This window comes from Streptomyces sp. NPDC005576 (assembly GCF_042871745.1).
Classification (GTDB): domain Bacteria; phylum Actinomycetota; class Actinomycetes; order Streptomycetales; family Streptomycetaceae; genus Streptomyces.
This window is the reverse complement of record NZ_JBIAJC010000012.1, coordinates 102641-121698: the sequence shown is the minus strand read 5'-3', so window position 1 is coordinate 121698 and position 19058 is coordinate 102641. Positions and strand designations below refer to the sequence as shown.

Genomic DNA, 19058 nt, shown 5'->3' with positions numbered 1-19058 from the left:
CGGGGTGGGTGAAGAGTGATTCCACTTCTTCACCCACCCCGCTTTTTCATTTCTCTCCTCCGGAGGTCTACGGATTCCCGTAGTGGCTCCCGCCGCGCATGCGCCTAGCTTTTCTTCTGTCGAAGAAAGCGAGTAGGGGAGGAAGACGTTATGGCTCCGGAAAGACCGTCGAGACTGGGCGTGGTCGTGCCCCCGGCGAACGCCGCTGTGGAACCGGAATTGACCCGCCTCATGGCTCCGCACGCCGGTATCCACACGACCCGATTTCCCGTCCTCCCGGACACGGAACTCCGAGGTCGGCTCGGAAGGTACAACGAAGTTCTCCCCAGCACCCTGGGCGATTTCGGCAGCCTCGACCTCGACGCGGTCCTGGTGGCCTGCACCGGCTCGCACTACCTGCTGTCGCCCCGGGGTGACAGCGAACTCTGCGACCGGCTCTCCCAGCGGACGGGGCGCCCCGTCCGGTCCGCCGCCCTCGCCATCCTGGCCGCGGCCGAGGCCGCCGGGGTGGACAAGCTGGTCCTGGTGTCCCCGTACGTGCCCTGGCTCACCGAACTCTCCGAGACCTACTGGCGCGACGCCGGTCTCGGCGTCGAGCAGGTGGTGAAGGTGCGGGCGGGCGACGTCTTCTCGCCGTACGACGTCACCACGGAGGAACTCGTCGCCCAGGTGAGAGGGGCGACGCTCCCGGACGGTGTCGCGCTGCTCTTCACCGGCACCGGCATGTTCACCTTCGACGCTCTGGCGGAGCTCGCCCAGGACTCCGGCCGCCCGCTCCTGACCTCGAACCTGGCCGGCGCCTGGTGGGCCCGTGACACCCTCGGCCTGCCCCTCTCGGGTCCCGACGTCCACCCGTTGCTGCAACGGCTCTCCGGCCGCACGGTCGCGCCGTGACCGCCGTGCCCGTCGCCGTGGTGGGGGCCGGCCCCGTCGGGCTGACCGCCGCACTGGTCCTGGCGCGCGCCGGAATCCCGGTGACCGTCTACGAGGCGGAGCCGGCCCTGTCCACGGCCTCCCGCGCCTCCACCTTCCACCCGTCCACCCTCGACCTGCTCCACGAACTCGGCGTCGCGGCCGGGCTGCACCGGCTGGGACGCGTGGCCGACCGCATCCAATGGCGGAACCTGGACGGACACGTCCACGCCGAACTCGACTACCGCGTTCTGGCCGGCACCACCGGGCACCCGCACCGTCTCCACGTCGAGCAGTCCCGGCTCACCCCGCTCCTGCTCGCCGCTCTCCAGGACACCGGGCGCGCGACCCTCCGCTTCGGCACCGCCGTCACCGCCGTCCACGCGACGCCGGACGCGGTCGAGCTCACCGCGGGGGACACCCGGGACGGCCGGACCGCCCACACCGGCCACTACCAGCACGTGGTGGCCGCGGACGGCAGCCGCAGCACCCTCCGCGACCTCGCCGGTCTTCCCTCCGGCGGCCGCGCGTACCCGCACTACGCCCTGCGGATCGTCACCCGGGAGCCGCTCGACGAGCTGGTCCCCGGCCTCGCGCCGCTCACCTACGTCCGGGACGCCCGTGCCTCGTACAGCGTGCTCGGCATGCCCGACCACTGGCGGCTCATCTTCCGCATCCCCCGGGACGTCCCCCGCTCGCAGGTGGTGACCCCCGAGGCGGTCCGCGCTCTGCTCACCCGGGCGCTGCCCGGTGCCGGCGCGGAACTGCCGGTCGCCGACGCCCACACCTACCGACTGGTCTCCGCCGTGCTGCCCCGGTTCCGCGCCGGTCGTCTGCTCTTCGTCGGCGACGCCGCGCACCTGACCTCGACCGCGGGCGGCATGAACATGAACTGCGGGATCCACGACGCCGTCGCCGTCGGACGCGCCCTGGTGGACGTGCACACGGGCCGGGCCCCCGACTCCACCCTGACCGACGCCCTGGAACTCCGCCGGTCCGTCGTCACGTCGTCGGTCATCCCCCGCAGCGAGGCGCGCACCGCCGGCATCGACGAAGCGGGGGCGCTGGTACGGGCGCTGGCGGAGATCCGCCGCACCGCAGCCGACCCCGGGTCCGCCCTCGCTTACCTGACCGGCGCCTCGCTGCTGGACTGCGCGCCGAGACCCCTGGACCGTCCCGCCCCCACCCCCGAGGAACCGAGCGCGCCCACCCCGACCGTCACCGCAGTGAAGGACGAAGCGCATGAAGATCTGGTTTCACAAACACACCGTTGAAGGCCGCATCCCGCTCCTGGACCAGTGGTACCGGGAGCATCTGGACGCCATCGTCGCGCCCGGCACCACGGTCGACATCAAGACGCTGCCCGCCGAGACCTACCCCGCGCGGACGCCGTTCGGACTCGTCGGCCACCACTCCGCACAGGTGCTGTTCTCCCAGCACTTCGCGCAGTCCGCGGTGACGGCCGAGCGCGAGGGGTACGACGCGTGGGTGATCGCGGCCGGCCAGGACCCGGGCCTGCGCGACGCGCGACACCTGGCCGGCATCCCGACCCTCGGCTACGGGGAGAGCGCCTTCTTCCTGTCAGCCATGACCGGGCAGCGCTTCTCGGTCCTCGGCTTCATGCCCCCGCTCGAAGAGCCCATCCGCGCCAACATCCAGCGCTACGGTCTCGCCTCCTCGCTCACCGGGTACGAGGTCGTCCCCGGAGGCTGGGATTCCGTCCACCGCTCGCTGGAGGGTGACTTCGACCAGTTCGTCGAGGTGTACTCCGCCGCCGCGGCGCGGGCTGCCGCGGCCGGGGCCGAGGTCATCGTCCCCGCCGAGGGCATCCCCAACGAGATCCTCTGGCACCTCGGCATCCACGAACTGCACGGGTTGCCGGTCATCGACCCGGCGGGCCTGACCGTCAAGCTCGCCGAGACCTTCGTCAACCTCGGTGAACTGGGCCTGTTCAACCGCAGCAAGCACGGCTACTGGTTCAGCCGGCCCGACCCGGCCGTCACCACCCACCTGGAGAAGGTCTTCCTGGGCGCCGCGCTGTAAGCCCCCTCCCGCCGTCCGACCACCCCCGCGCCGGACTTGCGCGCCCGGCTTCCGCGCCGAGCCGTCCCGCGCCGGACCCGCCCGCACCGCCCCTCCGTTTTCTCACCCAGGAGAATCACCATGTCCATCGCCTACGGCCTGAACTCCTCCTCCGGCGGAAGCCCCGCTCCTTTCTACCGCCCCCGCCGCCTGCGCCGGACCCCCGCCCTGCGCCGGCTGACCGCCGAGACACGGGTGTCGGCCGCCAACCTCGTACAGCCCCTCTTCCTGCGCGAAGGGCTGAAGGATCCCCGGGAGATCTCCTCCATGCCCGGCGTGTACCAGCACACCCGCGACACACTGCGCAAGGCCGCCGTGGAGGCGGTCGACAAGGGCGTCGGGGCGCTGATGCTGTTCGGCATACCGGAGCAGAGGGACCCCTCCGGCTCCGGCGCGGTCGATCCGGAGGGCATTCTCCAGACCGCGCTGCGCGACGTGTACGAGGAGGTCGGCGACTCCACCGTCGTCATCGGCGACATCAACCTGGACGAGTACACCGACCACGGCCACACCGGTGTGCTGGACGCGAACGGCGACGTCGACAACGACGCGAGCATCGAGCTGTACGCCCAGGCAGCCGTGGTCCAGGCCGACGCGGGCGCCCACGTCGTCGCCCCCAGCGGGATGATGGACGGTCAGGTGCGCCGCATCCGCGAGGCGCTGGACGCCGCCGGCCACCAGTCCGTGGCGATCCTCGGGTACTCGGCCAAGTACGCCTCCTCCTCCTACGGGCCCTTCCGCGACGCCGTCGAGTCCACCCTCACGGGTGACCGCAAGGGCTACCAGCAGTACCCCGGCAACATCCGGGAGTCCCTCCGCGAGGTCGATCTCGACCTCGCGGAGGGCGCCGACATGGTCATGGTGAAGCCCGCCCTGGCCTACCTGGACATCCTGAGCCTCATCGCCGCCCACGTGGACGTCCCGGTCGCCGCCTACCAGGTGTCCGGCGAGTACTCCATGATCGAAGCCGCCGCGGCCCGGGGCTGGATCGACCGGGACAACGCCGTCCGGGAGAGCCTCACCGCCATCCACCGGGCGGGCGCCCGCCAGATCATCACGTACTGGGCGACCGAGTTCGCCGACAGCCTGGACCAGTGATCCCATGACACTCCACGCTTCCCCCCGCTCCGACGCGACCACCCCCGGCCCGGCGGGCCGCCCCGCGGCCCCGGACACCGGGGGTCCCGGAATCCTGGCACTCGGGATCAGCCACGCCACCGCCCCGCTGGACCTCCTGGAAAGGCTGGCCGGCACCGACCGCCCGATCGACGATCTGGTCCGCGACGTCGCCTCCGTCGACGGTGTCGACGCCGCCGTCGTCGTCTCCACCTGCAACCGCCTGGAGGTGTACGCCGAAGCCCGGCCGCACGCCGACGAGAGCGGCGTGCTCGACCTCCTCGCCGAACACACCGGCGTGGCGCGGGCCGAACTCGAACCGCACCTCTACTCGCACCAGGCGGACGAGGCCGTCCGGCACCTGTTCACCGTGGCGTCCGGACTCGACTCGGTCGTCGTGGGCGAGGACCAGATCCTCGGCCAGGTGAAGCTGGGCCTGGACCGCTCCCAGCAGCTCGGCCACACCGGCAAGGTGCTGACCAAGGCGGTCCAGACGGCTCTGCGGGTCGGCAAGAGCGCCCGCAACGAGACCGGCCTGAACGAAGCCGGCCGGTCCCTGGCCACCGCGGGCCTCGCCTTCTTCGAACGGGAGGTGGGATCCCTCACCGGCAAGACCGCCCTGGTGATCGGCGCCGGGTCCATGGCCGGAGTCGTGGTGGCCGCCCTGCGCCGGTCCGGGCTGAGCAGGGTCCACCTGGCCAACCGCACCCCGGAGAAGGCCCAACGCCTCGCCGCGACCACCGGTGGCCAGGGCTTCGCCCTCGACGAGGTGCCGCGGCTGCTGACCGAGGTCGACGTGATCGTCGGGGCGACCGCAGCCACCGGCCACGTCGTCGGCCTCGACGAGGTGGTCGCCGCCGTCGCCGCCCGTCAGGGCCGCGAACTGTTCGTCCTGGACCTGGCCATGCCCCACAACATCACGCCCGCCGCGGCCGGCGTCCCCGGCGTCACGTTCGTCGATCTCAAGCGGATCGCCGAGGAGGGCGAGCAGGACGAACTCTCGGTCGCCAGCGTCCGGGCCGCCCACGTCCTCGTCGACAAGGAGGTCGGAGCCTTCCGGACCAGCCTCCGGCTCGCCGGGGCGGGCCCGGTCCTGGCCGCCATGCGCCGGTCGGTGACCGAGGCCGCCGACGCGGAACTGGACCGGTTGTCCAAGCGACTGCACGGCATCGACCAGGCCGCGCACCAGGAGATCGACCGCAGCGTCCGCCGCATCATCGACAAGTTCCTGCACCGGCCGACCGTCCGGGTACGCGAACTCGCCGCCGACGCGGACGGCGCGCGCTACATCGAGGCGCTCGGCGCGGTCTTCGTACCCCTGGACCCCGCACGGCCCACGACCGACCCCAAGCCGACCACGGAACAGATCGAGGCCATCGTATGAGTGACATCTCGGCGCTGTGGAATGCCGATTCCATCGCGGTGATCGGCGCGAGCGAGCGCCCCGGCGCACTGGGCCGCAAGCCCATGGACTACCTGCTGCGGTACGGCTACAAGGGCCGCATCCTGCCCGTCAACCCACGCTCGGCCGAGATCCTGGGCGTCCCCGCGTACCCCAGCGTCAAGGACGCCCCCGGACCCGTCGACCTCGCCCTCATCATGGTCGCCGCGGCACGGGTCGCGGACGCGATCGACGATTGCGTCGCGGCAGGGGTTCCCGTCGCCATCATCGCCTCCTCGGGCTTCGCCGAGACGGGGGAGGAGGGCGCACGGCTGCAGGACGAGATCGTGGCGAAGGCCCGGGCCGGGGGCCTGCGCGTCATCGGCCCCAACTGCATCGGCGCCGTCGGTTACGAGAACCGGGTCCTGGCGACCTTCAGTCCGCTCTTCGGGGCGGAGGACGTGCCCTTCGAACCCGGCACCCTCGCCTTCGTCAGCCAGAGCGGCGCGCTGGGCTTCGGCGCCGCCAGCCTGGCGCTGGAGCGCGGACTCCGTCCGGGCTGGGTCGTCAGCACCGGCAACGACGCCGACGTGACGGCCCTGGAAGTCCTCAGAGAGCTGGCGGACGTCCCCGAAGTGTCCGGTCTCCTCGGCTACCTGGAGGACACCCCCGACATCGGCACGCTGCGTGCGCTCGCCGGGTCCGGCAAACCGGTCGCCCTGCTGAAGTCCGGCCGCACCGAGGCCGGCGGACGCGCCGCGGCCTCACACACCGGGGCCCTCGCCACCGACGACCGGGTGCTGGACGCCGCGCTGCGCCAGCTCGGCATCGTCCGCGTCGACGACATCGACGAACTCCTCGACGTGGCACGCGTCTTCGAGTCCGAGCGCCGCCCGTCCGGCAACCGCGTCGCGGTCGTGACCACCTCCGGCGGCTCGGGCATCCTGGCCGCCGACGCCATCGAGGGGAGCGGGCTGGAGCTGAGCCCGCTGCGGCCGGAGAGCAAGGCGGCGCTCGGCGAGATCGTCCCCGCCTTCGGCGCCGTCGACAATCCGGTGGACATCACCGCCACCGTCCTCAGCGACCCGTCCCTCTTCGACCGGTCCCTGGACGTGCTGATCGCCGACGACACCGTGGACATCATCGTCGCCTGCTTCTGCGTGATGGCGGGCCCGGACGTCGAGAAGGCCGTCACCAGTCTCCGCAAGGCGGCCGAGAAGGGTGGCAAGCCGATCCTGGTGGCCCGTACCGGCGCGGACTTCCTCGCCCCCGACGCCCCGCGCGACCTGCGCGCGGCCGGGCTGCCCGAGTACCCGACACCGGGCCGCGCCCTGCGCGCGGCGGCGGCCCTCTGGGAGGTGTCGCGACCGCGGCCCGAACTGCCGGCCGCGGCACCCGCCGACGGGGTGGCCCCGGCCGGGGCCACCGAACCGGAGCTGAAGGCGCTGCTCGCCGACGCGGGCATCGCCGTGCCCCGCGGCCGGATCGCGGCCGACGAGGGGGACGCCGTGGACGCCGTGCGGGAGGCCGGCGGCCGGGCGGTGTTCAAGGCCGTCGTCGCCGGTCTGCTGCACAAGACCGAGGCGGGTGGCGTGCGGGTCGGCGTCACCGAGGACACCGCAGCCGAGTCCTTCCGGCAACTGGCGGCTCTCGGCGGCGGCGTGCTGGTCGAGGAACTCGTGGAGGAGGGTGTCGAGCTCATCGTCGGAGTCCACTCCAGCGACCTCGGCGCGGTCCTCACGGCCGGACTGGGCGGCATCTTCACGGAGGTTCTCGGCGACGTGGCCCACCGGTTGCTGCCGCTGCGGCCCGGCGAGGGCGCCGAGATCCTCGCCGAACTGCGCGGCGCCGCGCTGCTCGACGGCGTCCGCGGCCGGCCCGCCGCCGACAAGGCGGCCGCCGCCGAAGTCCTGCACCGCGTGGCCGACCTGGTCCAGCACTGGTCACCGGGCTACTCGCTGGACCTGAACCCGGTACGGGTGCTGGCCCGGGGCGCCGTCGTGCTGGACGCCGCCCTCACCACAGAGACGGAGGAGGCCCTGTGACCACCAGCGCGCAGTGGTTCGAGCGGGCGAAGAAGGTCACCCCCGGCGGAGTCAACTCCCCGGTGCGGGCCTTCGGCGCGGTCGGCGGAACCCCGCCCTTCATCGCCTCGGCCTCCGGCCCCTACCTGACCGACGCCGAGGGCAAGGAGTACGTCGACCTCATCTGCTCCTGGGGGCCGATGATCCTGGGACACCGTCACCCGGCGGTCGTGGAAGCCGTCGGGAAGGCGCTCGGGAACGGCACGTCCTTCGGCGCCCCGTCCGCGGGAGAGGTGGAACTCGCCGAGGAGATCGTCAACCGCGTCGACCCGGTGGAACAGGTGCGACTCGTCAACTCGGGCACCGAGGCCACGATGTCGGCGATCAGGCTCGCCCGGGGTTTCACCGGACGGAACAAGATCCTCAAGTTCGCCGGGTGCTACCACGGGCACGTGGACGCCCTCCTGGCCTCGGCGGGTTCGGGCCTCGCCACCTTCGCGCTGCCCGACACCCCCGGAGTGACCGGCGCGCAGACCGGCGACACTGTCGTCGTGCCCTACAACGACCTGTCCTCGGTCGAGAAGGTGTTCGCGGAGATCGGCGACGAGATCGCCTGCGTCATCACCGAGGCCGCGCCCGGCAACATGGGCGCCGTACCGCCGCTGCCGGGTTTCAACGCCGGGGTCAAGGAGATCGCCGCCCGCCACGGCGCGCTGTACATCTCCGACGAGGTGATGACCGGGTTCCGGGCCGGCCCTTCCGGCTGGTACGGACGCGACTCGGTCGCCCCCGACCTGCTGACCTTCGGCAAGGTGATGGGCGGTGGCTTCCCCGCGGCGGCTTTCGGCGGCCGGGCGGACGTCATGGGCCACCTCGCCCCGTCGGGACCGGTCTACCAGGCCGGCACCCTGTCGGGGAACCCGCTGGCCACCGCGGCCGGCCTCGCCACACTCCGGCACTGCACCCCTGAGGTGTACGCCCGGCTGGAGACGGTGTCCTCCACCCTCGGGCGGGAGGTGTCCGCTGCCCTGGAACGGGTCGGGGTCGCCCACCGGGTCCAGTACTCCGGCACGATGTTCTCGGTGTTCTTCACCGACGGTGCCGTGGTCGACTTCGACGACGTGCGTGCCACGGAGTCGTACCGCTACACCGCCTTCTTCCACGAGTTGCTGCGCCAGGGCGTCTATCTGCCCCCCTCGCCCTTCGAAGCGTGGTTCGTCTCCGCCTCGCACGACGACACCGCCGTCGACCGGGTCGTCGACGCACTGCCCGCCGCGGCCCTCGCGGCGGCGAAGGCGCAGGCCCCGGCGGCGCGCTGAGGAACGCGACGGACGACCGGCGCCCCCGCGGAAGAGTGGTGACCGCGGGGGCGCCGGTGTGCCGTGCCGACCTTCATGTCGGCGGGAGCCGGGGATGCTCCGGACACGAAGTCGTCACACCCCCGGCCGGGGCGGGGTCAGACCCTCACCGTCACCGCCACGTCGACATTTCCGCCGACAGCCTTCGAATAGGGGCACCTTCCGTGCGCCTGAGCGGCGAGCCGTTCTGCCTCCTCGTGGCGGACGCCCGGAATATCCACCACGATCTCCGCAGAAAGGAAGAAGCCACTCTCGCCCTTGTTCAACGAGACCCGGGCGGTCACCAGTTCGTCATGCAGAGCGACTTTTGACTCCCGTGCGGACAGCCGCAGAGCGCTGTGGAAGCAGGCGGCCCAGCCGGCCGCGAACAGTTGCTCCGGATTGGTGGCGTCTCCGGCGCCCCCGACCTCCTTCGGGCTGGTCAGAGCCGCGTCCAGAAGCCCGTCCGAGGAACGCACCCGGCCCTTGCGGCCGTCCCCGGACGACTCCACCTCGGCGGTGTAGACGATTCCCATGTGCTGGTTTCCCTTCTCTTGGGGGCGCTTCCGGGGCTTACAGGAAAAAACCGGAAGAAGACCTGCGGAGAGGCGGAAGAGGCCTCATGCAACCCTGGGCTTCCGCGCTCGCGGGGCGCGCTACGGATTCCCGCAGTGACCCGGCGAATGGGCGGACATAGGTTCTCCGGGAGAGTCACTTCCCTGGTGAGGATCACCCTTTCCCGGTGCCCTCCGGGGATCTCCCCGTTTCCGCAATTTCCCCGGTTTCCCCGGTTTTCCCGCAATGAAGAGGAGCTGATCCCGTGGGTCCGCTGCAGGGCGTTCGAGTACTGGAGTTCGCGGGCTCCGCCCCGACCGCGTTCGTCGCCACCGTGCTGTCCGGCTTCGGGGCCGACGTGGTGCGCGTCGACCGCGCCGCCGCCACCGCGGCGGGCGCGTCCGGTCCGAACCCGCTGAACCGCGGCCGCCGTTCGGTGGCCATCGATCTGAAGAGCCGGGAGGGGGTGGAGACCGCACTCCTGCTGGCCGCCCACGCCGACGTGACGGTGGAGGGCTTCCGGCCCGGTGTGGCCGAACGCCTCGGCATCGGCCCGCGCGAGGCGCTCGCCCGGAACCCGCGGCTCGTCTACGGCAGGCTGAGCGGCTGGGGCCAGTCGGGCGAGTGGGCGGAGCGGACCGCACACGACCTGGCCGTCCTCGCGCTCACCGGGGCTCTGGAGCGGGACCCGGAGACAGGTGCTCCCGTCCTGCCGCCCTCCGCCTATCTCTCCAGCTTCGCCGGCGGGGGGATGGCCCACGTCCAGGCACTCCTCGCGGCCCTGTACGAGCGTTCCGTCTCCGGGCAGGGGCAGGTCGTGGACACCGCGCTCAGCGACGGTGCCGCGCTCGTCACGACCCTGGTCCACCAGTGGCGCGCGGCCCCGGGCGTGCACACCGTGACCGACGCGCCCCACTACGCCGTGTACACCTGCGCCGACGGCCGGCACATGGCCGTCGCCGCCATCGAACCACGCCTCTACCAGGCCCTCCTGCTCCAGCTGGACCTGCACGACGCGCCGGACCTCGCCGACCGGGACGACCCGGAGCAGTGGGATCTCCTGCGGAGCCAGATCGCCGCGCGGTTCCGCCTGCACGACAGCGATCACTGGGCGAAGGTCTTCTCCGCGGTCGACGCGGGCACGGTTCCGGTGCTCTCGGCCGATGAGGCGGCGCGTCATCCGCAGCTCGCCGCACGCGCCGCCTTCCTCGAGCTCGACGGTGCCCGCCAGGTGGCCCCGGCGTCCCGCTTCGGACGCACCCCCACTGCCGCCCCCGGCCCTTCGCCGGTGCCGGGGGAGCAGACCGCGGCCGTGCTGGCCGACTGGGTCCGGCAGCCGGAGCGGCGGACCACGCCCGAGGCGTAGCCGAACCGCCCGCGCGTAGCCGAACCGCCCGCGCGTAGCCGAACCGCCCGGGCGTAGCCGAACCGCCCGGGTGATACTTGCCGGATGAACGCGCGCGGCACCGACCTCGGTGCGCCACTCATCAGACGGGCCCTCGCCCGGGACGCCAGGCGTCTGACGCGCCTGGTCAGGACGTCGCGGGCGTACGAGGGCCACTGGGCGCCCATGGTCGAGGGGTACCGCGTCGGGCCCGACTACATCGAGGCCCACCGGGTCTTCGTCGCCGTGGCAGGGACCGAAGGCCCGGTGCTCGGCTTCTACTCCCTCGTGCTCGATGCGGGTGAACGCCGCGGCCTCGGCGAGCTGGACCTCATGTTCGTCTCCGATGCCGCCCAGGGCCACGGGATGGGCGGGCGGCTGGTCGCGCACCTGCGGGAGGAGGCCGTCCGGGCCGGCCTCGACGCCGTGCGGGTGGTCGCGCACCCGCCCAGTGAGGGCTTCTACCGCCGCGTCGGCGCCGAGCGCACCGGTACGGTCGCCGCCACCCCGCCGTACGTCATGTGGGACCGGCCCGAACTGATGCTCCACATCGCCTGAGCGTCCTCACGGGGCAGTGGTGCGGGGGTGGCACATGACGCGTTGCACGGCCGGGCGGTCCGCCCGTGACCCGCGGGTGCGACGGCATCACTGGCATCGCCGCACGGGAGAGCCGGCTCTCCCCGGCGGGTGGTCGGCGGGGCCAACGGCTGGTCTCCTGCGGACGGGAGTTGCCCGCCACGAGTTCCCGGCCCAGCCGGGCCGCCGCCCGCACCGCGGTCTCCGGCTTCGTCGCAGGCCGGTGAAGAGTGCACCGGCGGGGTGGTTCTGCCGATGAGTTCTCGGTCCCCGAAGGGTCTGCCCAGTGACAGGACCGTTCTCGACAGGAGTGCCATGTCCACCATCCAGCCAGTGATCATCACTGCCGACCACGAGGTCCTGGTCGGCTTCTATACGGGATTGTTCGGCGCCGAGGAGATCTTCCGGGTACCGGCGGAAGGCCCGGCCTTCTACTTCGGCTTGCGCATCGGCGACACCGACCTCGGGCTGGTGGCCAAGAGGGACCCCGGGACCGGGGCGGCACCGCGGATCCTGCTCAGCATCGGTGTCGACGATGTCGACGAGACACTCGGCCGGGTGACGGCGCTGGGTGGCTCGGTCCGCGGCGGCCCGAACGACATGCCGTGGGGACAGCGCGTCGCCCACATCCTGGACCCCGACGGCAACCCGGTGAACCTGACCCAGCCGATCCCGGCTCGGTGACGCTGCTCCGGGGCGCGTCGACGTCCCGCCTGTCCTGCGACACGGGAGGCGTCAGTCGGCAAGAACGCCCTCCCGCCGCAGCCAGGCCGCGCACGCGGTCGTCCAGGACGCGGTGTGCGGCTCGCGCGCAATGAACTTGTGCTGCTCGCCGCCGTATTCCACCCCGTCGGCCAGGCCGATACCGTGGCCGCCGCCCGGGCAGACGTGCAACTGCACCGGTACCGCGGCAGCCGCCGGCGCCGGGGCCCACTCCAGGGCGTTGGGCAGGCCCGGCGGGTCCTGAGCGGTGGCCCGTACGAAGGCCGGGCACCCCGACGCGTCCACGTGCTTGGCCGGGGGACAGCTCGTCCTTGATGGGCGGCAGGTCGCCGAGCACGTTCTCGACCACCACCACCACCGGCGGCGGCAGGTCGAGGCCGGCCGGCGCATGGGCCAGGATCGCGAAGTCCGGTCGGGCCGGTTCGGTGACGCCCTCCGCGATGGACAGGACGCGGCCGGTCATGACGATCCGTCCGCCATCAGTGCGCGACGTTGCCTGGAACTCCAACTGCGAAAGGCAGAAGGGCAGTTGCATCGCGCTGCCGCAATGGCGTCGGCGCGAGCCGCGCTCACCCCCGCCCGGGTCCCGGTTCAGGCCGCCCGTAACGATCGCCGGGCGCCCGCCCCTGACGACACCGCTCACGATCACGGGCACCCCCTGGAGCGCGTCCACCGGCGACCCGCAGCGCCCATCAGTGTGATCATCGCAGGATTCACCGGTACGAGGGAGGGGAAGGCGTAGGTCTCCGGCCGGGGGGATGTCTCCGGCCGGCCAGTCGATGAGGGGAGAATTCCGGTGGCGGTCGCTCGGGACGACGGACGGCAGGAGAGTTTGGAGGAGCGGGCGGACCGGCAGTGGGGGGAGTTGCTCCAAGAGCTGCGGGTCGCGCAGACCGGTGTACAGATCCTGTTCGGATTCCTGCTCGCCGTGGTCTTCCAGCCGCGCTTCGCCGAACTGGCCCATACCGACCGGACCATTTACGTCGTCACGGTGATATTGGGCTCGTCGACGGCCGCGGCCCTCATCGGCCCCGTCTCCTACCACCGGCTGCTCTCCGGCCGACGGATGAAGCCGCAGACCGTCGCCTGGGCGGCGCGGCTGACGATACTCGGGCTCGTTCTGCTCTTCTGCACCATGTGCAGCGCGTTGCTGCTCATCCTGCGGGTGGCGCTCCACAACCAGCTGGCGCTCTGGCTCGTCGCCGGCATGGCGCTCTGGTTCGCCGTCTGCTGGTTCGTTTTCCCGCTGTGGGCGATCGCCCGCGACAACCGCAAGGAGACCACGCCGGCGGAGTCCTGAGCGGACCCCACGCAGCCCGGACCCCGCGCAGCCCGACCCCATGCAGTCCAAACTCCCACCCGGCCCCACGCAGCCCGGACCCGTCAGGCCGTCTCAGGCCCCGGCGACCTCCGGGCTGCTGGCGTCGGTGACACCGAAGACCGCCCCGTCGGGGTCGCGCACCACCGCCTCGGTACCACCCCGGACGTCGTTGTGCGCGATGACGGTGCCGCCGAAGCGGCGAACGGCCTTCGCGGTCTCCGCCACGTCCTCCACCAGGAACTGCACCTGCCAGTGGGGGCGCGTGACCGGATCGGGCGAGGCTTCCACCGCTCCCGAACTGATCCGTGCCAGCGGGCGGTCCTCGCAGCGCACGATGACCTCCTCCTCCTCGTAGGAGACCTCGCAACTGCCGGGCCGGCCGCTGGCCCAGTCGAGTACCTCGCCGTAGAAGATCGCCGCGTCGAACGCGTTCCGGGTGCGCAGTCGCAGCCAGGCGTACGAGCGTTCGGCGGCCGCGGGACGAGCTGCGGCGGGCGTGAGCCGCTCCCAGAGGCCGAAGACCGCTCCGTCCCGGTCCGACGCCAGGACCCCGCGCCCCTGGCCGAGAGTCAGCGGCCCGACCGCCACGGTCCCGCTGCGCTCGCGGACCCGCCCGGCCGCGATGTCCGCGTCGTCCACGGAGAAGTACGGAAGCCAGGCGACAGCGGTCTGGTACGAGGACGAGACACCCCCGATGCCGGCCAGCGGTACCCCGTCGCGCCGGGCCACGGAGAACTCGGCGCCGAGTTTGCTGGAGTGGAAGGTCCAGCCCAGGGCGAGGCCGTAGAAATGCTGCGCGGCTTCCAGATCACGGGTCAGCAGGTTGACCCAGCAGGGTGCCGCCGCGCCGGTGAGCGGCGCGGCGGCGGGGGGTGTACGGGGATCGCTTCCGGTCATCTTCACACTGCCTTCGTACGGTCGGGCGGGCCGTCGGCCGACTGCCGCCGGGCCAGAACAAGCGTCGGCCGACCGGACCGGTCCCGCAACACGCGCGTGGCGGGGCGGCTCAGACGCCACCGCTGGGCGGGGCGTTGGTGATGTCGAGGTAGACGTGGTCGGCCTGCGGCCATGTCCGGCCGATCGTCCGCCTGATGCGGACGGAGACCCGCTCGACCTCCTCGCTGTCGATGCCGGGCGAGAGGTCCACCCGGGCGGCGACCAGGATCGAGTCCAGCCCCAGCCGCATGGTGAGGAGGGACTCGACATTGTCGATCTCCGCCTGGCGGCCCAGGAAGTCCCCGATCTCCTCGCGCAGCGCGGGATCGGCGGATTCACCGATCAGCTGGTCGCGGGCGTCCCGGCCGAGCCGGAAGGCCACGTGAACGAGGAGCAGCCCGATGGCCAGCGAGGCGGACGCCTCCCAGACGGCGTTGCCGGTGACCAGGTGCAGTGCCATGCCGGCCATGGCCAGCACGACCCCGACCACGGCGGTCGCGTCCTCCGCGACCACCGTGCGCAGCGCCGGGTCCTTCGCGCCGCCCTCCTCGTGCCGCACCTGGTGCAGGGCCCGTACGAGGGACGTGCCCTCGGCCACCAACGCCACCCCGAGGACGGCCAGGCCGACCGCGTAGCCGGACGGGGACCCTTCGTCACGGCTGCGCAGTGCCTCGAAACCCTGGAAGAAGGAGAAACAGCCGCCCATGACGAAGATCCCCACCGCGGCCAGCAGGGACCAGAAGTACCGTTCTTTGCCGTAGCCGAACGGATGACGCGCGTCGGCCGGGCGGCGGCTGCGCCGCAGCGCGGCGAGGAGGAAGACCTCGTTCACGCTGTCGGCGACCGAGTGCGCCGCCTCGGACAGCAGGGCCGGGGAGCCGGACAGGAGTCCGCCCACGGTCTTGGCGGCAACGATCACCACATTCGCCGCGAGGGCGACGAGCACGGTGGTCCGGGTCCGCCGATCGGCGGCCTTCCCGCTCTCCGCGCCCGCCGCCCCCGCGTCGGGTTCGTCCGGGGGAGCGCCGGGTGACCGACGCTCGGTGGGTATCCCCTCAGTCACGCGGCCGGTCGCTCTCCGGCGGCGTGGTGCCGGTGTCCTGCTCCCCGAGCTCGTAGGGGGTCAGCGCGGTTCCGTCACCGGGGAAGTGGTCGTCGGCGTGCACGTTCTCCTGCTCGATGTGCGCCCGGTGAGCCGGCGGAGTGGGCTGTTCCGCCGGGGTCGGCGGCGGCAGTTCCTTGTCCCGGCGACGCATGCCGAACCAGAAGGCGCCGATGATCAGGGCCACGAGGGCGATGGCGACGATGATGAGGCCGGCGCCCACCGCTCCCGAGACGGCGAGGGTGGTAGTGGCCTGGGCTCCGTTTGATACGTCCATGCAAGCCGGATACCCCGAACGCTCACGATCAGACAGCCATTCACCTGAATACATGTTTTGTCGATACATAAGGGGAGAGGTGTTTCATATGGTGAAAATTGGCTACACGATGATGACCGAGCAGACCGGCCCGCGAGAGCTGGTGGCCGATGTCGTCGCCGCCGAGCAGGCGGGGTTCGACTTCTCCGTCACCTCGGACCACTACTTCCCCTGGCTGTCCGAGCAGGGGCACGCCCCGTACGCCTGGACCGTACTCGGCGCGGCCGCACAGGCCACCTCCACCATCCCGCTCATGACGTACGTGACCTGCCCGACCGTGCGCTACCACCCGGCCGTCGTCGCGCAGAAGGCCGCGACGCTCCAGATCCTCTCCGAGGGCCGCTTCCGCCTCGGGCTCGGATCGGGGGAGAACCTCAACGAGCACGTCACCGGTGCCGGGTGGCCGCGCGCGAGGGTCCGGCTCGACATGCTGGAGGAGGCCGTGCGGATCATCGGTGCCCTCTTCGACGGAGACGTGGTGAACCATGCCGGTACCCACTTCCAGGTGGAGAACGCCCGGCTGTGGGATCTCCCCGAGACCCGGGTGCCGATCGGGATCGCCGTCTCCGGGCCGAGGTCGTGCGCCATCGCCGGGGAACTGGCGGACCTCGTCGTCGCCACCGAGCCCAAAGCGGAACTCCTCGACGCCTTCGCCCGCCACGGTGGCGCCGGGAAGCCCTCGGTCGGCCAGCTCCCCGTCTGTTACGACCCCGACCGCAACGCCGCCGTCGCCCGGGCCCATGAGCAGTTCCGCTGGTCGGTGGGTGGTTGGAAGGTCAACTCCGAGCTGCCGGGACCGGACGGCTTCGACCAGGCCACCGCGTACGTACGCCCCGAGGACGTCGCCGACGCGATCCCGTGCGGGAGCGACGTGGACGAGTTCGTCGAAGCGGTACGGGCCTATCGCGACGCCGGGTTCAGCGAGATCGCCCTCGTCCAGGTGGGCGGGGCGCACCAGCGGCCCTTCATCTCCTGGGCGGAGAAGACGCTGCTGCCCGCACTCCGCACCCTGTAGAGCGCCCTGCGCGTGATCGTCACGCGTACGCGGTGACTTCCCGGGCAGGACCCGGGGCAGGCACTCGGCCGACTGCCGTACCCGCGTCGCCGACTTCGGGCCGCGGGGCGAGCCTGGGAGCGGGCCGGCTCCGCCGCGTCCGGCCCCCGAGAAAGGAACCATGGTGAACACCAGCGACAAGACCGCTTCCGAGCATCAGGAGAACTACGACGTCCTGGTCTCGCTGAGCGAGTGCACGACCGACGACGCGAGCACCGTGTTCGAGGTGCTCCGCCGCTCCTTCACCTCCGACCGGTCCGCCGGCGACGAGCCCTCCGACGCGAACACGCCCCGCCCGACCGTGTGGTCCGCGACCGTCGACGTGTCCACGACGAAGGAGTCCGCCGGTGAGGCCTCGCTCGGCGGGTCGGTCACCGTCGACGCGCAGGGCGGTTACTGGGCCATCGACCGGCTCCGGGAAGGGCTCGGTCAGACGTTCTCGGTCGAGAGCGTGGGCACCGCGGCGGGGGACCAGGAAGAGGAAGTCAGGCTGCGGCTCACCAACCGCTGACGCCCCCGCGCACCACCCCGCCCACCCCGCACCGCATCGCACCGTCCGGACAGGCAGAACGGAAGGCACCCGCGCATGGAACCCCACCGGCCGGCCGACGATCCGGGGAGTGAGGCCCTGCCCCCTCCGGGGGTACCGGAGGACCTCGGCTTCCCCGACCGTTCTGTCGTCACTCTGCACGTCAACGGCGCGGCCCGGACGGTGACGCTGGACCACCGCACCACCCTCCTGGACGCGCTGCGCGAACACCTCGGCCTCACCGGGGCCAAGAAGGGGTGCGACCACGGGCAGTGCGGGGCCTGCACCGTCCTGGTCGACGGCCGCCGGGCCAACAGCTGCCTGCTGCCGGCCGTCGCCCAGGACGGTGCCCGCGTCACCACGGTCGAGGGGCTCGCCGAGGACGGCAGGCTCCACCCCGTGCAAGAGGCGTTCGTGGACCGCGACGCCCTCCAGTGCGGCTACTGCACCCCCGGCCAGATCTGCTCCGCCGTCGGCATGCTCGCCGAGGCGGAGAAGGGCTTCCCGTCCCACGCCACCCCGTCCGCCGCCCTCGCAGCGGAAGGCCCCGTCGCCCTCGGGCCCGACGAGATCCGCGAGCGGATGAGCGGCAACCTCTGCCGGTGCGGCGCCTACCCCCACATCGTCGAAGCGATCCAGGACGTGGCCCCGTGAAGCCCTTCGGCTATCTGCGACCCGCCTCCGTCACCGAGGCCGTACGCGCGGGGGCGGCACACCCCGGCGCCCGCTTCCTCGGCGGCGGAACGAACCTGGTCGACCTGATGAAACTCGGCGTCGAGACACCGCACCTCCTCATCGACGTCACGCGGCTCCCGCTGGACCGCACCGACCCCACCCCCGAAGGCGGGCTGCGCATCGGGGCGACCGTCCGCAACAGCGATCTCGCTGCCCACCCCCTCGTACGCGCGCACTACCCGGTCCTCTCCCAAGCGCTGCTCGCCGGGGCGTCCGGCCAGCTGCGCAACGTCGCCACCACTGGTGGCAACCTCCTCCAGCGCACCCGCTGCCCGTACTTCCAGGACGTGTCCAAACCGTGCAACAAGCGCGTCCCCGGCACCGGTTGCCCCGCGCGCGAGGGCGCGCACCGGGACCTCGCCGTCCTCGGCCACTCGGAGAACTGCGTCGCCACCCATCCCTCGGACCTGTCCGCCGCCCTCGCGGCCCTCGACGCCACCGTCGAACTCCACGGGCCGGAGGGCGAACGGACCGTCCCCGTCACCGGATTCCACCGGCTGCCGGGGGAGAACCCGGACCAGGACACGGTGATCCGCCCCGGCGAACTCATCACCGGGGTGACCCTGCCCCCGAGCCCCGAAGGATCGGCCCAGCTGTACCGCAAGGTCCGCGACCGCGCCTCGTACGCCTTCGCGCTCGTCTCCGTGGCGGCCGTCCTCACCGTGCGCGAGGGCCGCGTCCGGCACGCCGCTCTCGCCTTCGGCGGTCTCGCCCACCGCCCCTGGCGGGCCACCACCGCCGAGGCCGTGCTGCGCGACGCCCCCGCCACCGCCGAGACCTTCGCCCGCGCCGCCGACGCCGAACTCGCCGCGGCCCGACCGCTGCGCGACAACGCCTTCAAGGTCGGCCTCGCCCGCAGGCTGACCGTCGACGTACTCACGGAACTCACCGGCCGCACCTCAGCCTGACCGGTCGGCAACCCCGCACGCCGTTTGCCGTCACCCGTCCGTCCCCCCGTCCGCCACTGCGCCCGAG

General features: G+C 72.2%; 20 protein-coding genes. 15 read left to right on the top strand and 5 right to left on the bottom strand.

All coding sequences use genetic code 11. From position 1 onward, the window contains the following. Nucleotides 1–150 precede the first annotated feature (150 nt). The 7 genes from ACFYPN_RS22455 to hemL all read left to right on the top strand — a co-directional run bounded on the left by ACFYPN_RS22455 (nucleotide 151) and on the right by hemL (nucleotide 8834). The gene (locus ACFYPN_RS22455; RefSeq protein WP_389300451.1) at nucleotides 151–894 is read left to right on the top strand and encodes an arylmalonate decarboxylase; all 744 of its coding nucleotides are present in this window, start codon (nucleotides 151–153) and stop codon (nucleotides 892–894) included. Further along, nucleotides 891–2186 carry an FAD-dependent oxidoreductase gene (locus ACFYPN_RS22450; protein WP_389300448.1) on the top strand — a complete coding sequence of 432 codons (1296 nt, stop codon included), beginning with the start codon at nucleotides 891–893 and terminating at the stop codon, nucleotides 2184–2186. The genes ACFYPN_RS22455 and ACFYPN_RS22450 overlap by 4 nt, the downstream gene beginning before the upstream one ends. Beyond that, nucleotides 2155–2955, top strand: coding sequence for an aspartate/glutamate racemase family protein (locus ACFYPN_RS22445; protein ID WP_358757854.1), 801 nt, complete (start codon nucleotides 2155–2157; stop codon nucleotides 2953–2955). Before ACFYPN_RS22450 ends, ACFYPN_RS22445 begins: the two co-directional genes overlap by 32 nt. Nucleotides 2956–3075: 120 nt before the next feature. Further along, nucleotides 3076–4092 (top strand): porphobilinogen synthase, encoded by a 1017-nt coding sequence (gene hemB, locus ACFYPN_RS22440; RefSeq protein WP_358757856.1) that lies wholly within the window; start codon nucleotides 3076–3078, stop codon nucleotides 4090–4092. 4 nt (nucleotides 4093–4096) lie between these two features. After that, nucleotides 4097–5494 (top strand): glutamyl-tRNA reductase, encoded by a 1398-nt coding sequence (gene hemA, locus ACFYPN_RS22435; protein WP_389300445.1) that lies wholly within the window; start codon nucleotides 4097–4099, stop codon nucleotides 5492–5494. Further along, a complete protein-coding gene (locus tag ACFYPN_RS22430; protein WP_389300442.1) occupies nucleotides 5491–7536 on the top strand; it encodes an acetate--CoA ligase family protein in 2046 nt (681 codons plus the stop codon). Before hemA ends, ACFYPN_RS22430 begins: the two co-directional genes overlap by 4 nt. Continuing rightward, the gene (gene hemL, locus ACFYPN_RS22425) at nucleotides 7533–8834 is read left to right on the top strand and encodes a glutamate-1-semialdehyde 2,1-aminomutase (protein ID WP_358757862.1); all 1302 of its coding nucleotides are present in this window, start codon (nucleotides 7533–7535) and stop codon (nucleotides 8832–8834) included. The genes ACFYPN_RS22430 and hemL overlap by 4 nt, the downstream gene beginning before the upstream one ends. A gap of 137 nt (nucleotides 8835–8971) precedes the next feature. Here the strand turns inward: hemL and ACFYPN_RS22420 are convergent, their stop codons facing one another. Further along, nucleotides 8972–9388 (bottom strand): organic hydroperoxide resistance protein, encoded by a 417-nt coding sequence (locus tag ACFYPN_RS22420; RefSeq protein WP_358757864.1) that lies wholly within the window; start codon nucleotides 9386–9388, stop codon nucleotides 8972–8974. Between the two features lie 284 nt (nucleotides 9389–9672). On the opposite strand from ACFYPN_RS22420, the gene ACFYPN_RS22415 reads away from it, so the two are divergent. The 3 genes from ACFYPN_RS22415 to ACFYPN_RS22405 all read left to right on the top strand — a co-directional run bounded on the left by ACFYPN_RS22415 (nucleotide 9673) and on the right by ACFYPN_RS22405 (nucleotide 12051). Further along, a complete protein-coding gene (locus tag ACFYPN_RS22415) occupies nucleotides 9673–10773 on the top strand; it encodes a CaiB/BaiF CoA transferase family protein (protein ID WP_389300437.1) in 1101 nt (366 codons plus the stop codon). An 84-nt stretch (nucleotides 10774–10857) separates the two neighbouring features. Continuing rightward, nucleotides 10858–11349 carry a GNAT family N-acetyltransferase gene (locus ACFYPN_RS22410; RefSeq protein WP_389300434.1) on the top strand — a complete coding sequence of 164 codons (492 nt, stop codon included), beginning with the start codon at nucleotides 10858–10860 and terminating at the stop codon, nucleotides 11347–11349. A gap of 333 nt (nucleotides 11350–11682) precedes the next feature. Then, nucleotides 11683–12051, top strand: coding sequence for a VOC family protein (locus ACFYPN_RS22405; RefSeq protein WP_389300431.1), 369 nt, complete (start codon nucleotides 11683–11685; stop codon nucleotides 12049–12051). Nucleotides 12052–12102: 51 nt separating this feature from the next. Here ACFYPN_RS22405 and ACFYPN_RS22400 read toward each other — a convergent pair whose 3' ends face one another. Continuing rightward, a complete protein-coding gene (locus ACFYPN_RS22400; RefSeq protein WP_389300429.1) occupies nucleotides 12103–12375 on the bottom strand; it encodes a hypothetical protein in 273 nt (90 codons plus the stop codon). 511 nt (nucleotides 12376–12886) lie between these two features. On the opposite strand from ACFYPN_RS22400, the gene ACFYPN_RS22395 reads away from it, so the two are divergent. After that, a complete protein-coding gene (locus ACFYPN_RS22395; protein WP_358757874.1) occupies nucleotides 12887–13390 on the top strand; it encodes a DUF6328 family protein in 504 nt (167 codons plus the stop codon). A gap of 93 nt (nucleotides 13391–13483) precedes the next feature. Here the strand turns inward: ACFYPN_RS22395 and ACFYPN_RS22390 are convergent, their stop codons facing one another. The 3 genes from ACFYPN_RS22390 to ACFYPN_RS22380 all read right to left on the bottom strand — a co-directional run bounded on the left by ACFYPN_RS22390 (nucleotide 13484) and on the right by ACFYPN_RS22380 (nucleotide 15726). Then, nucleotides 13484–14308: a VOC family protein gene (locus tag ACFYPN_RS22390; protein ID WP_389300686.1), complete on the bottom strand. Its 825-nt coding sequence runs from the start codon at nucleotides 14306–14308 to the stop codon at nucleotides 13484–13486. Between the two features lie 109 nt (nucleotides 14309–14417). Further along, the gene (locus ACFYPN_RS22385) at nucleotides 14418–15410 is read right to left on the bottom strand and encodes a cation diffusion facilitator family transporter (RefSeq protein WP_389300426.1); all 993 of its coding nucleotides are present in this window, start codon (nucleotides 15408–15410) and stop codon (nucleotides 14418–14420) included. Then, nucleotides 15403–15726 carry a DUF6479 family protein gene (locus ACFYPN_RS22380; RefSeq protein WP_389300423.1) on the bottom strand — a complete coding sequence of 108 codons (324 nt, stop codon included), beginning with the start codon at nucleotides 15724–15726 and terminating at the stop codon, nucleotides 15403–15405. Before ACFYPN_RS22380 ends, ACFYPN_RS22385 begins: the two co-directional genes overlap by 8 nt. An 88-nt stretch (nucleotides 15727–15814) precedes the next feature. Here ACFYPN_RS22380 and ACFYPN_RS22375 point away from each other — a divergent pair, with 88 nt between their 5' ends. The 4 genes from ACFYPN_RS22375 (at nucleotide 15815) to ACFYPN_RS22360 (ending at nucleotide 18991) form a co-directional block, all read left to right on the top strand. Continuing rightward, the gene (locus tag ACFYPN_RS22375) at nucleotides 15815–16780 is read left to right on the top strand and encodes an LLM class F420-dependent oxidoreductase (RefSeq protein WP_389300420.1); all 966 of its coding nucleotides are present in this window, start codon (nucleotides 15815–15817) and stop codon (nucleotides 16778–16780) included. A gap of 160 nt (nucleotides 16781–16940) precedes the next feature. Further along, nucleotides 16941–17330, top strand: a complete 390-nt coding sequence (locus tag ACFYPN_RS22370; RefSeq protein ID WP_358765932.1) for a hypothetical protein — start codon at nucleotides 16941–16943, stop codon at nucleotides 17328–17330. Nucleotides 17331–17405: 75 nt separating this feature from the next. Then, nucleotides 17406–18002 (top strand): 2Fe-2S iron-sulfur cluster-binding protein, encoded by a 597-nt coding sequence (locus ACFYPN_RS22365; RefSeq protein WP_389300417.1) that lies wholly within the window; start codon nucleotides 17406–17408, stop codon nucleotides 18000–18002. After that, nucleotides 17999–18991, top strand: a complete 993-nt coding sequence (locus tag ACFYPN_RS22360; RefSeq protein WP_358765928.1) for a xanthine dehydrogenase family protein subunit M — start codon at nucleotides 17999–18001, stop codon at nucleotides 18989–18991. Before ACFYPN_RS22365 ends, ACFYPN_RS22360 begins: the two co-directional genes overlap by 4 nt. The last annotated feature ends 67 nt before the right edge of the window (nucleotides 18992–19058 follow it).